A 14,572-nucleotide genomic window follows, 5' to 3' on the forward strand; every position below is an offset into this window, starting at 1 on the left:
CCGAGAGCCGACCTTGCATGGGGATGCACGAACCCCTCGGCGGGCATTCGCCTCCGTGTCCGATCAAGCCCGCCCTACAACCTTTTCTCCAGCCGCACGGTCGATTTGATGCTCGACGCGTGCGGCGAGAGTGTGCGCTCGGCCAGGCGAAGCATGGCCAAGTTATCGCCCGGAACGCCGAGCAGCTGGTGCGCGAAGCGTTCCGGCAGGCGATGCCGGCGGTTCACTTCCGCGAACAGCGCCATGCCGCTGGCATGCAGGCGATGTTCCGGCCGCACGTACATCGAGCGAAACAGCAGCAGATTGGAAGCGAGCTGCTGGATGCCGATCCAGCCGGCGATCCGTCCGCCGATCTTCATCAGCGTGCTGAATTCGGGATGCAGCAGCCGCTCTTCGAGCAGCGGATGCAGTTCCGGCGGAAGCTGCGCCGCAAGAGGGTCCAATTCCGCCCGGTCTTCGGGCGAAGCCGACAGCAGCGGCGCAAGTTCGGTGCCGGACGGCAGAACGAGCCGATCCAGGCGCCCCGAGCCGAGCAGATCCGCCGCGCGAAGCGTATACGTGCGAATCAAGAGCTGCTCGTTGGCGTAGCCCCGGCTGCGCAGAAAGTCCAGTTCCGGCGCCGCTTTGTCTTTGCGCAGCGTCAGCGTGACCCGGCAGATGCGGCAGCCGGCATCGAGCAGCTGGCGCTCGGCTTCCAGCAGCAGCCGGCTGCCGATGCCCAAATGGCGAAACAGCTCGGGCGTATGCAGCACGCTGATACTGCCCGTGCCGGATCTTGGATGCGCGATGACGAGCGCCGTGCCTACGGATAAGCCGTCCAGTTCGGCTGTCAGGGCGATCGCTCCGGGCGGCAGCGGATCGCTGAGGCCCGGCAGGTGATCCCGGAACTGCCCGGCTTCCGCCGGAAGCTTTTTGATGACGATCATGGGGTTGGGCTCCTTCCGGTTGGGCTGCGGCTGGATGATCCGTATCGATCGCGTCAAGACAGACGGTCGAAGAAGCCGCTTGAAGCGTTTATTCGGCGGACTTGGCCGATTCGAGCGTATCCGTCTCCGGATTGTACGTCAGCTGCTCCGGGTTCGCGGAAGGCAGAGCCGACTGCGCGACCGACTGCGGGAGTGTGCCCGGCAGCGGGAACGTACCCGGAATCGTTCCCGAGAACGGGAAGCCCGGGATATTCGGCAGCATAGGCGGCAGGATCACGGGCGGAAGCGTTGGCGGCGGGCTGCTCTTGAGATAAGTTTCGGTGAGGGTAACCAAATTCCCGCTCAATTCGTCCACTTTTTGTTGGGAAGCCGGAAGTTGGACAGCGGCATATTTCTTGGCTTCTTCAATCGCCATGATCAAACCGATTACGCCGGTGCCGTCGCTATGGTCTTTCAACGCTTTTTCGGCTGCCTGAATCGCGGCGGACAGCTCTTCGAAACGCCATGCGAAGCGATTTCCTTCGAGCTCCTGCTGCAGCTTGACCAAGCTTTGCGTAAGCTGCTGTTCCTTGTCCCCCTCGATCACGAACGGATCGGGGTTTTGGCTTTCCAGCCCGGACAGATCTTCGTAGAACGACGTGTATACGGCTTGGCTGACCTGACGCGGCTGCGTGCCGATCTCAAGAGTCGAAGAGGCCGCACGGGCAACCGCCAATTTTCTCGTAAGGCCGGTGTAATTTTTGGAAGCGCGCAGCGTTTTGGTCTCGTTCGCCAGCTTGTCGGCAGCCTCATTCAGCTGCGTCTGCGTGAACGTATCGCTCTCCAGCGCCGTTTGTGCCTGCGCCAACAAGAGCGACAGCGCATCGTGGTTCAGCTGCGGGTAATCCGCGCCGACCTGTTCGCCGACGGACGCTTCCTTGAGCGCAAGCCCGGCATCCGCGGCCGCCGCTTTCAAAGACGCCTTGGGATCGACAGGCGTCACTACAGGCGGTGTGACCACCGGAGGCGTGACGACAGGAGGTGTCACGACAGGCGGCGTTACCGCAGGCGTCGTCGTACCCGTGGAAGGCTGCGGAGCCGAAGGCAGGGCAGCCGGGACGAACGCCTCGAATCCGTTGATCAGCCGGAACTTGTCGGAGACCCGGTTCCAGTCTTTGACGAAATCCGAGAGCTTGGCCAGCTGCGGGATCAGGATGTCCCGGATACTGGCTCTCGGTCCCATCGACAGCATCGCGTTTTCGTGAACGGCGAAAATATCGACGGTCGCGTTCAGGTTGACGGCCGACGCCGTTTTTTCGATCTTGATCGAAGGAATCGTGACACTCTCATCGCCGTCGATCGAAGCGTTCTGCCGGACGTTGATCTCCGCCATTTTCGTTCCTTCGAGCGCGGCCATCCGAACGTTCGTCTTGTCCAGTACGACCTGCCCCAACCGCGCCGATTGGAAAACGACCGTATTATCGTCGCCGCCGCGGATATTCGTGACGCCCGTGACGATCAGTCCCGTACTGGAAAAGTCGTGCTTCACTTGGGTGCCGATCGTGAAATCGCCGCCGATCTCCAGCTTGTTCAGCGTGAAGTAGTCGCCGTTCACCGTAACCGCGCCGTGAACTTTGACGCCGGCGCCGTCCAGCGTCAGATTGCCGCTGAATTCCGGCTTGCCCGCGTCGGCCGCCCGGCCGGCCGCGTTCAGTTCAAGGCCGCGTACCTGCGTCACGATACCGTTCGCGATCGTGAGCTTCGCGCTTGCTCCGGCGAGAGCCGGGGCGTTGGCCGCCGAGAACAGGCCGGACAGTTCCGGCGCGGCGGCGTAGGCTACGCCGCCGAGCTTGACGATGCCGTTCTGCACGGCTTCGATCGTCTGCGGCTGCAGGTTCGAAGCGGCGAGCACGGCCGATGCGGCTTCGCCGCGCAGCACCTGCCGGCCCGGCTTCACGCCCTGCGCGTAGACGCCGAGCAGGCCGGCCGCCGCGGATTGGCGCAGCGCCGGAGCGGCCCACGAACTTGCCGCGGCCAGGTCGCTTTCGGCAAGGCCGAGTCCCGGAATGCGTACCGGCGTCGCGGACAGGTCCAGCGCTTTGGCGAGCACGACGGCCATCTGTTCCTGCGTGACCGGAGCGTCCGGCAGGAAAGCGCTACCGCTGCCTGTCATCCAGCCTTTGGCCAGCAGCGCTTCGGCTGCCGAAGAAGCCCACGAAGAAGTCTTGAGGTCTTTGAAGGACGAAGCGGACGGCTTGGACGTCGTGTCGAGTCCGAACGAACGCGCGACCAGCACGGCGAATTCGGCGCGGGTCAAGCCGCGGTTCACGGCCAGGCTGCCCTGCGCGTCGCCTGTAAGGATGCCTCTTGCTTGGGCACGCTGCACATCGGTGCCGGGCACCGTCAAAGCTTCGGGAGCGGCAGCGGATTTAGTAGTAGGAACTTGAGCGTTGGGAGCTTGCACGGCAGGAGCTTGAGCGGAAGAGTCCGAAGGGGCGGAAGCTTGCGCGGAGAAAGGGAACGCCAGCACGGCAGCGGCCAAAGCCGAAACGGTGGCGCCTTTTGCGGAGAAAAATTTCGTGGATACGGTTGTCATGGAGGGCTCCTTAGATTGCGCCTGCGGATAGGTCGCAGCTGGTAATATGAATAACTTAATAATAGTTCAGATTTGGGCAAAAGCAATATAAATTCGACATATTCGACAAATTTCGTGGCATAAACGGCTTCAGTATGCTCTTTGCTCTTTTTTGTTCGTTTTTTCTCCTTTTTGCACAGCAAAAAGGCCGCACGCACTTTCCCGCAAGAAAGCGCGCGCGGCCGAACATTCTTTGTCGTAACGCTGGTCGGAATACCGGTCTGAATCCTTGACGGCACGCCGATCCGGCGCCGGAAAATCTTCACTCAAGCGGCAGCAGCATGCAAAACGAGCTGCCGCTGCCGCCCGGCCCCCCGGCAAGCTGTATCGTCCCTCCGTGCGCCTCGGCGATCGACAGCGAGATCGCCAGGCCGAGCCCGGCTCCCCCGCTGCGGCGCGACCGCGATTCGTCTCCGCGGTAGAAGCGCTCGAACACTTTGCCCCGCAGCTCCGGCGCAATGCCCGGGCCGTTGTCGGCGATCTCGATCCGCGCGCGATCGCCGGCAACGGACAGCGCGAGGGTGATCGCGCCCTCGCGCGGGTCGGTATGCTGGACCGCGTTGCCGAACAAATTGAGCACGACCTGCTTCAATTTGTCCGGGTCGCCCGGCACGGTCGCCGCTTCCGCGCCGTTCGTGTCCAGCGTGACGTGCCGCTCCCCGGCCAGCATCCGCAGATGATACTCCAGCTCGCGCAGCAGCTCTGCCGGGCGCAGCGGCGCAAGCGTCAGCTCCGGCCCCCGGTCCAGCTTGACGAGCAGCAGCAGGTCTTCGACCAGCTTGTTCATGCGCGCCGATTCGCCGCTCATGCTGCGCAGCGCGGCATGCAGCTGCTCCTCGCTGATCCGGCTGCCGCGCAGCAGCACTTCCAGAAATCCGCGAATAGACGTCAGCGGCGTCCGCAGCTCGTGCGAAGCGTCCGCGATAAACCGCCGCATCCGCTCCTGCGATTCCCGCTCGGCGGCAAAAGCGTCTTCCAGCCGCTCCAGCATCCCGTTGAACGACGAGGCCAGCCGGTCGATCTCCGCCTGCCCCGGCTGCGCCGGAAAGCGCTCGTCCAGACGGCCCGCGTCGATACGCTTGACCGTCCCGACCATCCGCGACAGCGGCGCAAGCGACCGGCGCAGCACGGGCCGGTACAGAGCGAAGCCGCCGGCCAGCGCCACGATCGACAAGCCGGCGAAGATCGCCAGCTGCCGCCACAAGATGGCGGTCAGCGGCCCGGTAGGCATGCCGATCTGAAGCATCGGCGTGCCGCCGGCGCCGAATCCGCCGGCCGGGCGCAGCACGAGCAGCTGCTCCGTGCCGGAAGCGTCACCGGCCAGCACGTAGTCGACCTTGCCCGGCTTGGCCGCTTCGCGGCGCAGCGCTTCGTAGCGGCCCGGCGTCAAGATCGGCGCGGACGTGCCGTACTGCGCATTGAGATCGGTCGCCTTCCCCCTGTCATCGATCGCGGCCAGCGACAAGCCGTTGAACAGCAGCGCCCGGCGCTCCGCTTCGTTGCCTTTGGGAGCCGCAGGGCCGGGACCCGGACCGGGGCCGGCTGCCTGCCCGCCCCGCCATTCCTCGATCAGGAACGGCGGGATAGACCGAAACTGCGCTTCGAGCGTCTCCGCCTGATTTTGATACAGAAATCCCCGCATAAGGAAATACTGGAACGCTCCGATCAGCAGCAGCAGCGCCGCCAGCACGAACAGCGAGCGCATAAGCAGCTCCCGGTAGAGCGTGCTGCGAAACGGCCTGCCGCCCCGGCCTCCCGCCCGCTTCACGGCAGATCCATCCGGTAACCCGCGCCGCGCAGCGTCCGGATCAGCCGGTGTTCCTTGTCGCCGAGCTTTTCGCGCAGGGAGCGGATATACACTTCGACGATATTTTCCTCGCCGCCGAACTGGTAGCCCCATACGCTGTCGAGAATTTTCGTTTTGCTGAGCACGATGCCGTGGTTGAGCACGAGAAATTTGAGCAGCCCGTATTCCGTCGGCGACAGCGACAGCGCTTCGGACCGGTACAGCATCTCCCCGCGGCGCTCGTCGATCCGGAACGGCCCGACTTCCACCCCGCCGAGCAGGTTCGGAAACTGGTTGCGCAGCCTCGCCTGGATACGCGCCAGCAGTTCCTCGAAGCTGAACGGCTTGACCAGGTAATCGTCCGCGCCGAGCGTAAGCCCGGTCACCCGGTCTTCCACCGCGTCTTTGGCGCTGAGCATAATGATCGCGACGTTGTCTCCGTGTTCCTTGAGCCTGCGGCACACGTCAAACCCGTTCATCTCCGGCATCATGATATCCAAGATGACGATATGCGGCCGGAATTGCTCCGCTTCGCGCAGCGCTTCCGTTCCGTTTGCCGCCAGGCGCACTTCGTACCCTTCGCCCGTCAGCCCCAGATCGAGAAACTGCAAAATGGTCGGCTCGTCGTCCGCCAACAGGATTTTGACTTTTTTTTCGCCCGCCAATAGGACCTCCTCCGTTCTTGCCGGCCTGCCGCCGGATGTTTGCTATCGCTCATTATGCCTGATCGAGCGAGCATTCAGCAAACATTCAGGGGGTCCTCAGGTGAGTTTCAGGTCGACGGCCCACAATGAAACTCAACAAGGAGGCGTGTGCCATGAATCCATCCCCGCTCATTTCCGTCATTATTCCCATGTATAACGAAGAACCGGTCATTGCCGAGACGTACCGACGCCTGACAGACGTGCTGCGCCGGACCGGGTATCGCCACGAGCTGCTGTTCGTCAACGACGGAAGCGCCGACCGTTCGCCGGACGTTGTGCGCGAACTGGCCCGGCAGGACGAATCGGTCAAACTGATCGATTTCTCCCGCAATTTCGGGCATCAGGTCGCCGTGACCGCCGGTATGGATTACGCGGCCGGCGACGCGATCGTGATTATCGACGCCGATCTGCAGGACCCGCCGGAGCTGATCCCCGACATGCTGGGCAAATGGCGCGAAGGCTACGAAGTCGTCTACGCCCGGCGCGTGAAGCGCAGCGGCGAGAGCCTGTTCAAAAAAGCGTCGGCCGCCCTGTTTTACCGGATTTTGCGCGCTTCGTCCGATATTTCGATTCCGGTCGACACCGGCGATTTTCGCCTGATCGACCGCAAAGTGTGCGACGAGATGAACCGGCTCGGCGAACGCAACCCGTTCGTGCGCGGACTGGTCAGCTGGACCGGCTTCCGGCAGACGTCGATCGAATACGAACGCGACGAACGTCTCGCCGGGGAAACGAAATACCCGCTCGGCAAAATGATCAAGCTGTGCCTCGACGGCCTTACGTCGTTCTCGCACAAGCCGCTCAAGCTGGCCGGATACGCGGGCACGCTCATGTCGGCGGTCGGGTTTCTGTACATGCTGTACGTGATCGGCATGGCGCTGTTCACCGACAGCACGATGCGCGGCTGGGCGTCGACGATCTGCCTCATGCTGATCTTCGACGGATTCACCCTGATCATGCTCGGGGTGATCGGCGAATATATCGGCCGCATCTACGACGAAGTCAAAGGGCGGCCGCTCTATATCGTGCGCGATACGTTCAACCTGCGGCGAACGCCGTATCCGCCCGCCGATCTGCGCGGGCGCCTGGCGGCCGACGCCGAACCGGCCGCTTCCTACGCTTCGTATGCCGCAGGCGCCGCGAGTGCCGCGGGCGAACGGCCGGGCGTTCCCGCGCGGAAGCCGGCCGCGCGCCTGCTGCGGACCGGCGGCAGGCCGCTGCGCCCGCCCGGCAAATAACGGCCCCGGCGGCTTGCGCCGGGCAAAATCGTGGCCGTCTCTCCCGTCTTCCGTTGCCCGCGGCTCCGATATGGGATACGATGCAGACAGATCCCTCCGGCATAGGATCACCGGCGGTGCGCGGACGCACCTGCCGCCCTGCTTGCCGGACACGAAAAGGAGAACCCCATGACGCACAAACTGTACGAAGAGTCCGCTTACACCCGGGAGTGGACGTCCCGAATCGTTGGACGCCTCGAACGCGAGCACGGTCTGTATGTCCGTCTGGAGAAGACGGCCTTCTATCCGGAAGGCGGCGGACAGCCGGGCGATACCGGATCGATCGGCGCGGCGCGCGTACTGGATACGATCGCCGAGCACGGCGAAGTGCTGCATCTCGTCGACGCCTTCCCGGGCGAAGAAGGCGAGGCGTTGACGTGCCGGCTGGACTGGGACCGCCGCTTCGACCATATGCAGCAGCACAGCGGCCAGCATCTGCTGTCGGCGACCGCCCTGGACGTGCTGGGCGCCCCCACGCTCAGCTTCCACCTCGGCGAAGACTACGCCACGATCGACGTGGACCGCGCCGAATGGACCGAGTCCGAACTCGAAGCGCTGGAACTTGAAGTCAACGCGCGCATCATGCGCAACCTGAAGATCAGCAGCTACGAAGTCAGCGCCGGCGAAGCCGCGAAGCTGCCGCTGGTCAAAGCGCCTTCCGTCGAAGGCGACGTGCGCATCGTCGAGATCGAAGACGTCGAATACAACGCCTGCGGCGGCACGCACGTCGCCCGTACCGGCGAGCTGGGCCTGCTCAAGCTGCTGCGGGCCGAGAAGCAAAAAGGCCGTCTGCGGCTCGTGTTCAAAGCCGGCTTCCGGGCTTTGGCCGAATTCGCGCTCCAGACGCGGGTGCTGGGCTCGCTGTCCGCCAAGCTGAGCACGCCGAAGGAAGAGCTGCCCGCGCGGCTGGACCGGATGGCCGAAGACGACCGGCGCAGGCAGGCCGAATGGAACGCGCTGCGCGTGAAGCTCGACGCGTACGCGGCGGACGAGCTGCTCGAAGAAGCGGAGCGTACCGGCGGAGCGGCCGCGCGGCTGTTCGACGGCCGGACGATCAAAGATCTGATCAGCCTGGCGCAAGTCCTGACCCCGCGGACGCCGAAGCCGGTGCTGCTCGGTTCGACGGACGAGTTCAAGCTTGTGCTGTCGCACGGCGGCGCAGCGGGCTTCTCCTGCGGCGCGCTGTTCAAGGAGATGCTGCCGGCGTTCGGCGGCCGCGGCGGCGGAAGCGAGACGTCCGCGCAGGCGGCGTTCGGCTCGGAAGCGGAACTGGTCGCGTTCTACGAAGCGCTCAAGTCGCGTTTGTCCGGCGGCGAACGAGCCTGACCGGTGATTCCCGATCACCGGTTCGGACTTGAATGGTCTCGAATCGTCTTGAATGATCTCGAATCGTTTCGAACGCACACAGGCAAAAACACGGGACGATCGGCTTTTCCGCGGCCGACCGTCCTTTTTTTGCAATTTTTTCTTGCCGTCCGGCGGCTTGACAAGCTATCATAGAGAATGATTCTCAATAAACCCCGGATCGGCGAATGCCGCGAATCGTCCGCTTCGGGGCCCGGAGTACAACCTATAGAGAAAAGAGGGATTGGCATCACTATTTTGAAACGCTTTTTCGCTTTTTACGGTCCTTACAAAGGGCTGTTTCTGATCGACTTCTGCTGTGCCGTGTTCGCGGGCCTGCTGGAGTTGGCTTTTCCGCTCGCGGTCAACGTCTTCATCGACGACCTGCTGCCGGGCCAGAACTGGAGCCTGATCCTGATCGCCTCCTTCGCGCTGCTCGGCATCTACGCGCTGAATACGGGCATGCAATATATCGTCACGTATTGGGGCCATATGCTCGGCATCAATATCGAGACCGATATGCGCAAGAACCTGTTCGCCAAGCTGCAAAAGCTGTCGTTCCGCTTCTATGACAACCACAAGACCGGCCACCTGATCGGACGCGTGACGAACGATCTCAACGATATCGGCGAACTGGCCCACCACGGCCCGGAAGACGTCTTTATCGCGATCATGACGCTGATCGGTTCGTTCATCCTGATGTACAACATCAGCCCGGAACTTGCGATCATCACGTTCATCGTCATTCCGGTCATGGCGTGGATGATTATTTTCTTCGGCCGCCGCATGACGCGCACGTACAGCCGATTGTTCGGCAACGTGGGCAATTTCAACGCCCGGATCGAAGACAACATCGGCGGTATCCGCGTCGTGCAATCGTTCGCCAACGAAAGTCATGAACGCGATCTGTTCGACGTCGAGAACCAGGCATTCCGCAAAACGAAGCTGCTCGCCTACAAAACGATGGCCGGCAGCATGTCGGTCAACTACATGATGATGCGCCTGATCAGCGTGCTCGTCCTTATCTTCGGCGCGCTGTACTTTATCCGCGGCGAGATCCAGATCGGCGAATTCGTCGCTTTCCAGCTGCTCGCGAACGTGTTCTTCCGCCCGATCGAGAAGATCAACGCGGTTATCGAGAGCTACCCGAAAGGCATCGCCGGCTTCCGCCGCTATCTGGAAATCATGGACACCGATCCCGATATCCAGGACGCCCCGAATGCCCGAACGGTCGACTCGCTCAGCGGGGAGATCCGGTTTGACAACGTGACCTTCGGCTATGAAAAAGAACGTCCGATTCTGGACGGCATCAGCCTCTCCGTCCGCCCGGGCGAGACGGTGGCGTTCGTCGGACCGTCCGGCGCCGGCAAGACGACCATCTGCAGCCTGCTGCCGCGCTTCTACGAAGTGGATGCCGGAAGCATTACGGTGGACGGCATGGATATTCGCGACCTGACGCTCGAATCGCTGCGCAAGCAGATCGGCATCGTACAGCAGGACGTGTTCCTGTTCTCGGGCACGATCCGGGAAAATATCGCTTACGGCAAGCTCGACGCCACCGACGAAGAGATCTGGGAAGCGGCGCAGCGCGCGCATCTGTCCGACGTCATTCAGGCTATGCCGGAAGGCATGGAGACCGTGATCGGCGAACGCGGCGTGAAGCTGTCCGGCGGCCAGAAGCAGCGGATGGCGATCGCGCGCATGTTCCTCAAGAACCCGCCGATCCTGATTCTGGATGAAGCGACTTCCGCGCTCGATACCGAGACGGAACTTGCGATCCAGAAATCGCTCTCCGAACTTGCGGTCGGACGGACGACGCTCGTCATCGCCCACCGCCTGGCGACGATCAAAAACGCGGATCGCATCATCGTCGTCAGCAAAGACGGCATCGCCGAAGAAGGCAAGCACCAGGATCTGGTCGCGGCGGGTGGAATTTACAGCCGTCTGCACGAAGCACAGTTTGGCAGCTAACCGAAAAGGGTTAATGTAGGGAAGAAAGTCAATCGCTCAAGCCAACGAGGAGACGTGATGATCGATGGATGAAACGACGAAAAAGCGTGCGGCCCGGATCGTGGCGGGCACGCTGACCGGCGCCGGAGTCGCCTGGTTGCTGACTTCCCGCAAAGGCGCCGATGCCCGGCAGAAGCTGCATGACCTCGCTGTGCAAACGAAAGATCTCGGCGTGGAACTCGGACACGGCACGGCCGAGAAGACGCGCGACCTGATCGCGCTCGGCCGCGAAGTGTCCAGCGACGAAGATTGGAAAGACGCGCTGGAGACGCTCGAAATCGAGCCGGAGCCGGAAGCGAATATCGAATCGCCGCAGGAACCCGCGCAGGACGACCACATTTTGTCCGACAAGGAAGCCGCGGCGGCCGATATCGTTCCGTTTCCGCAGAAGCTGCCGGATCTTCGTTAGGAAATCCGCCTCTTCCCCGCCGATCGTTCCGCCCTTTTCTCCCGGATGCGCCCCCTGCGGGCGCGTCTTTTTTGACGGATTGCCGGCTGACTCTGTTCAGAAGCGCGCGTCTGGGTAATACTAAAGGAGAACCTTTATAGACAGGAGGCCTACATATGCCGAATCAAACATTGAAATTTATTGCCGGACTCGCGGCCGGCGCCGCCGTAGGCGGTGCCGCCGCCCTGCTGTTCGCGCCGCAGCGAGGCACGGAGACCCGCATGCTGCTCGCCGATACGGCGGTGGACCTGAAAGACAGAACGGTCGTGCTCAAGGACAAAACAGTCGTCGCGGCTGTCGACCTCAAAGACAAAAGCGTCATGACCGCGCTCGACATCAAGGACAAAGGCGTGTCCGTCGCCAACGACATCAAGGAGATCGGCGTGACGACCGCTTCCTCCATTCGCGACAAAAGCCAGGCTACGTTCTATGCCGCCCGCGACAAAAGCCAGGAGACGATCGCTTCGCTGCGCGTCAAAGGCCAGATCGCAGCCGAGAAAGGCCGCGAACTGATCGAATTCGGCAAAGAAGTCGGCGAAGTCGCCATGGAATGGAAAGTCGAGATCGAAGCGGCCGTTCAGGATCTCAAAGTCGAACTGGAACGCTTCCAGCGCGAACAAGAGAACGATACGAAGCTGCAGGACGATATCAACAAGCTCAAGAAGCAAACGCAGGAAACGGCAGCCGTCGTCAAAAATGCGCAGCAGCGCATCGCCAACGCAGGCAGCTAACCGCCCTGTTCCGCCGCAAAAAGCCGGACCCCGAATTTTTCGGGGCCCGGCTTTTTTGATTGCGGTTTACTTGGTTGCGGTTTATCGCGCGGCAGGATTTTTCCCGGAGCGCCCGCCTATTCTTTTGACAAAAGAAAAGACGTACCGGAACGATTCGCGCTCGAAAATCGACAGCACGGCCATATACGCAGGCAGTACGATCAGTCCCAGAATCGCCGCCCACAAGAAGAAACCGGCGTAAGAATGGATCGGCAGTTCCATCCGCTGATCGAGCAGCACGGCCAAAACAAACAGCAAGGCGCAGAGCAGCCATTTTCGCAGCGTCAGCCACGGATTGCGCTGCAGCAGACGGACGTTCGCATAGAAGATCATGTCGACCGAACGGTACAGCAGCGCCACGATCGTGCCGAGCAGCACGCCGTACAAGCCGAGCCAATGCACGAGTCCGAACGAGAACACGAGATTGATGGCCGACTCCGCGATCGAACGTCCCTGCGTGCCGCGGAAATGGCCGGCGATATCGATCACGTTGTCCGCCGGCGCCCGCGCGTTCATCAGCAGCTTCGACACGGCGAACAGCAGCGGCAGCCAGATATCGATATAATTCGCGTCCGTAATCCCTGCCGTATACAGCCGCATAAACGGCAGGACGAGCAGATAAGCGAGCGTGACGACCGCGAATACGAGTCCGATAAAATACGTCTCGTACGCGTTGTAGAGCCGGTCGAACTTTTGCCTCTGCTCGAAAAAGCTCTGTCCCAGCGCGAATTTGATGCTGCCGCCGAACGTCTGCACGAAACTGTCCACCACGTTGAAGATCATGTTGTACAGCACGTAGACGCTGACGACTTTCAGATTCGTGAACAGCGTTAGCACGAGCACGTCCGTATTGCGGAAGATCAAATACGACAGCTCGTGGATCATGACCGAATTTTTTTGGCTGATCGCGGGATAATCCGGCTTGACCGTCAGTTCCAGCCAATGGTAATGCCGCCGGATATAGATCTGGTAGGCGAGAATCTGGAGCAGGACGATAACGAAATACGCCAGCTGCACCGTGACGATATTGACTCCCTGCAGCAGCAGGGCAATTCGCACCAGATTGTTGACGATATTGCCGACGGTCACGACCGAAGATTCGATATAACTTTTGCCTTCCGCCAGCAGCAGTACCTTGAACTTGCCCTGGAAATAATAATTGACTGCTCCGCCGAGTCCCGTGAACAACACGATCGCAAACACGGTCAGCATCGAATAGCCGCTCTCGACAATCAGCGGATAGACAATGGCGAGCAGGATGACGGCGAAAAAGTAATAGACGCCCGTTTTTTTGTAATACGCCGAGGTCGCCGCCAGAATCGAATTGATCCGTCCGCGGTCCCCTTCCGCCACCGGCTTGTACAGCGCCTGAAGGGAAGCGGCGCCTACCCCCGCTTCGAGCAGGGCGAGATAGCCGATAATTTGCGAAATGGAGTTGACGAGACCGTTGGTCTCGGAGCCGTAGCCGACCATGATCAGCCGCGGGATAAAAAAGGCCAGCCCGATCGTAATGATCTGGCTGAACAGGCCCGTGAAGGCGTTAAGCAGCGTTCGTCTGAGTCTCATGTGCGTTCATTCTCCCCGACCGCGGCAGCCGCAGAGCCGGTGCTGCGGCCGCCCCGAATCTTGCGGGCGGAACGCTTCGCTTGCAGAAGCAGGCCGTAAGCCGAAGGCGACGCGGCGAACAAACGCAGCGCGCGCGGCAGCGTCCCTCCTTCGACCTGCAGGCCGCGAATCCGCTCGCGTATACGCACATTCAAGCCCGGATACTGCCGCTCGACATCGGCGAGCAGACGATACATCGGCACCCCTCCTCCGCTCAGGCAGGTGCGGATCGTATACAAATAATCTTCGAGCAGGTAAGGTCCGTCCAGCCGATCGGCGATCCGATGCAGTTCGGAACCGCCCTGCTCGCGCAAATCGCGGGCGGTCCGCTCGAACGCGCCGACGAAATCGAATTTTCTGACGTTGTACGTATAGGTGACCGACGAACCCCGCTGCACGTAGAACAGCAGCGATTCGTCGATAAACCGGACTTCGCGCGCCCGGCAAAGCGCTTTGTAAATAAACTCCTGGTCTTCCCCGTTGACGCAGCCGGGCGTATAGGACAGATTCGCTTCAAGCAGCCGTTCGCGCCGGTACGCGATCCCGGCCGTATGTACGCGTAAATTCCGGTCGAAGAAAATGCGGTTCAGCACTTCTGCGCCTTCCAGCCGCTTCGGCAGTGCAGGCTTGCCTTGGAAAAAATCGGACAGCACTTTGCCGGCTTCGTCGACTTCGACGAAGCGCCACACGACCGCGTCCGGAGCGGTCTGCTCCGGCGACATCGCGTTCGTCGCCGTCGCCTCCGCGACCCGGGCGACCAACGTTTCGCCGACGTAGTCGTCGCCGTCGAGAAACAGGACGTAGTCGCCTTTGGCCGCGGCCAAGCCGACGTTACGGGCCTGGCTGACGCCTCCGTTGGCTGTCCGGATCAACCGGACTTCCGGCAGTCCGTCAAAATGCCGCTCGGCCGCTTCCGCCGTGCCGTCGGTCGATCCGTCGTCGACAACCACGACTTCGAAGTCCTGCGCCGATTGGCGGCGCAGGCTGCCCAGCGTGCTGCCGATATAACGTTCCACGTTATAGGCGGGAATAATAATGCTCAGATTCATGGGTTCTCATCCTTTTCTTTTTCTGCCGTCGCCTGCCCC

General features: G+C 61.7%; 11 protein-coding genes. 5 read left to right on the top strand and 6 right to left on the bottom strand.

Features of this window, described 5'->3' with window-relative positions:
• Positions 1-74 precede the first annotated feature (74 nt).
• From FTE24_RS13005 to FTE24_RS13020, 4 genes are all read right to left on the bottom strand, one after another.
• Positions 75-926, bottom strand: coding sequence for a GNAT family N-acetyltransferase (locus FTE24_RS13005; RefSeq protein ID WP_150229951.1), 852 nt, complete (start codon positions 924-926; stop codon positions 75-77).
• 88 nt (positions 927-1,014) lie between these two features.
• The gene (locus FTE24_RS13010) at positions 1,015-3,501 is read right to left on the bottom strand and encodes an S-layer homology domain-containing protein (RefSeq protein ID WP_150229953.1); all 2,487 of its coding nucleotides are present in this window, start codon (positions 3,499-3,501) and stop codon (positions 1,015-1,017) included.
• A gap of 301 nt (positions 3,502-3,802) precedes the next feature.
• The gene (locus FTE24_RS13015) at positions 3,803-5,245 is read right to left on the bottom strand and encodes a sensor histidine kinase (RefSeq protein WP_150230721.1); all 1,443 of its coding nucleotides are present in this window, start codon (positions 5,243-5,245) and stop codon (positions 3,803-3,805) included.
• Positions 5,246-5,304: 59 nt separating this feature from the next.
• Entirely contained in the window at positions 5,305-5,991 is a 687-nt protein-coding gene (locus FTE24_RS13020; RefSeq protein ID WP_150229955.1) for a response regulator transcription factor, read from the bottom strand.
• Between the two features lie 152 nt (positions 5,992-6,143).
• On the opposite strand from FTE24_RS13020, the gene FTE24_RS13025 reads away from it, so the two are divergent.
• From FTE24_RS13025 to FTE24_RS13045, 5 genes are all read left to right on the top strand, one after another.
• Positions 6,144-7,268 (top strand): glycosyltransferase family 2 protein, encoded by a 1,125-nt coding sequence (locus tag FTE24_RS13025; protein ID WP_150229958.1) that lies wholly within the window; start codon positions 6,144-6,146, stop codon positions 7,266-7,268.
• Between the two features lie 168 nt (positions 7,269-7,436).
• The gene (locus FTE24_RS13030; RefSeq protein WP_150229960.1) at positions 7,437-8,633 is read left to right on the top strand and encodes an alanyl-tRNA editing protein; all 1,197 of its coding nucleotides are present in this window, start codon (positions 7,437-7,439) and stop codon (positions 8,631-8,633) included.
• Positions 8,634-8,906: 273 nt separating this feature from the next.
• Complete coding sequence (locus FTE24_RS13035; protein ID WP_150230723.1) at positions 8,907-10,622, top strand: ABC transporter transmembrane domain-containing protein; 1,716 nt, start codon at positions 8,907-8,909, stop codon at positions 10,620-10,622.
• 64 nt (positions 10,623-10,686) lie between these two features.
• A complete protein-coding gene (locus tag FTE24_RS13040; RefSeq protein WP_150229963.1) occupies positions 10,687-11,070 on the top strand; it encodes a YtxH domain-containing protein in 384 nt (127 codons plus the stop codon).
• A 155-nt stretch (positions 11,071-11,225) separates the two neighbouring features.
• Positions 11,226-11,840 (top strand): YtxH domain-containing protein, encoded by a 615-nt coding sequence (locus tag FTE24_RS13045; protein WP_150229966.1) that lies wholly within the window; start codon positions 11,226-11,228, stop codon positions 11,838-11,840.
• Between the two features lie 81 nt (positions 11,841-11,921).
• On the opposite strand, the gene FTE24_RS13050 is transcribed toward FTE24_RS13045, so the two are convergent.
• Both FTE24_RS13050 and FTE24_RS13055 read right to left on the bottom strand, forming a co-directional pair.
• Positions 11,922-13,445: a lipopolysaccharide biosynthesis protein gene (locus tag FTE24_RS13050; RefSeq protein ID WP_150229969.1), complete on the bottom strand. Its 1,524-nt coding sequence runs from the start codon at positions 13,443-13,445 to the stop codon at positions 11,922-11,924.
• Positions 13,442-14,533 carry a glycosyltransferase family 2 protein gene (locus FTE24_RS13055; RefSeq protein WP_150229971.1) on the bottom strand — a complete coding sequence of 364 codons (1,092 nt, stop codon included), beginning with the start codon at positions 14,531-14,533 and terminating at the stop codon, positions 13,442-13,444. The genes FTE24_RS13050 and FTE24_RS13055 overlap by 4 nt, the downstream gene beginning before the upstream one ends.
• Between the last annotated feature and the right edge of the window lie 39 nt (positions 14,534-14,572).

Origin of the sequence: Saccharibacillus sp. WB 17, from assembly GCF_008634075.2 — a bacterium.
In the GTDB taxonomy this organism is placed as follows: domain Bacteria; phylum Bacillota; class Bacilli; order Paenibacillales; family Paenibacillaceae; genus Saccharibacillus; species Saccharibacillus brassicae.

Coding starts and splice junctions, on each gene's coding strand:
- FTE24_RS13055 (WP_150229971.1), bottom strand. CDS start 14,533: ATGAATCTGAGCATTATTATTCCCGCCTATAACGTGGAACGTTATATC.
- FTE24_RS13025 (WP_150229958.1), top strand. CDS start 6,144: ATGAATCCATCCCCGCTCATTTCCGTCATTATTCCCATGTATAACGAA.
- FTE24_RS13045 (WP_150229966.1), top strand. CDS start 11,226: ATGCCGAATCAAACATTGAAATTTATTGCCGGACTCGCGGCCGGCGCC.
- FTE24_RS13050 (WP_150229969.1), bottom strand. CDS start 13,445: ATGAGACTCAGACGAACGCTGCTTAACGCCTTCACGGGCCTGTTCAGC.
- FTE24_RS13040 (WP_150229963.1), top strand. CDS start 10,687: ATGGATGAAACGACGAAAAAGCGTGCGGCCCGGATCGTGGCGGGCACG.
- FTE24_RS13015 (WP_150230721.1), bottom strand. CDS start 5,245: ATGCGCTCGCTGTTCGTGCTGGCGGCGCTGCTGCTGCTGATCGGAGCG.
- FTE24_RS13010 (WP_150229953.1), bottom strand. CDS start 3,501: ATGACAACCGTATCCACGAAATTTTTCTCCGCAAAAGGCGCCACCGTT.
- FTE24_RS13005 (WP_150229951.1), bottom strand. CDS start 926: ATGATCGTCATCAAAAAGCTTCCGGCGGAAGCCGGGCAGTTCCGGGAT.
- FTE24_RS13030 (WP_150229960.1), top strand. CDS start 7,437: ATGACGCACAAACTGTACGAAGAGTCCGCTTACACCCGGGAGTGGACG.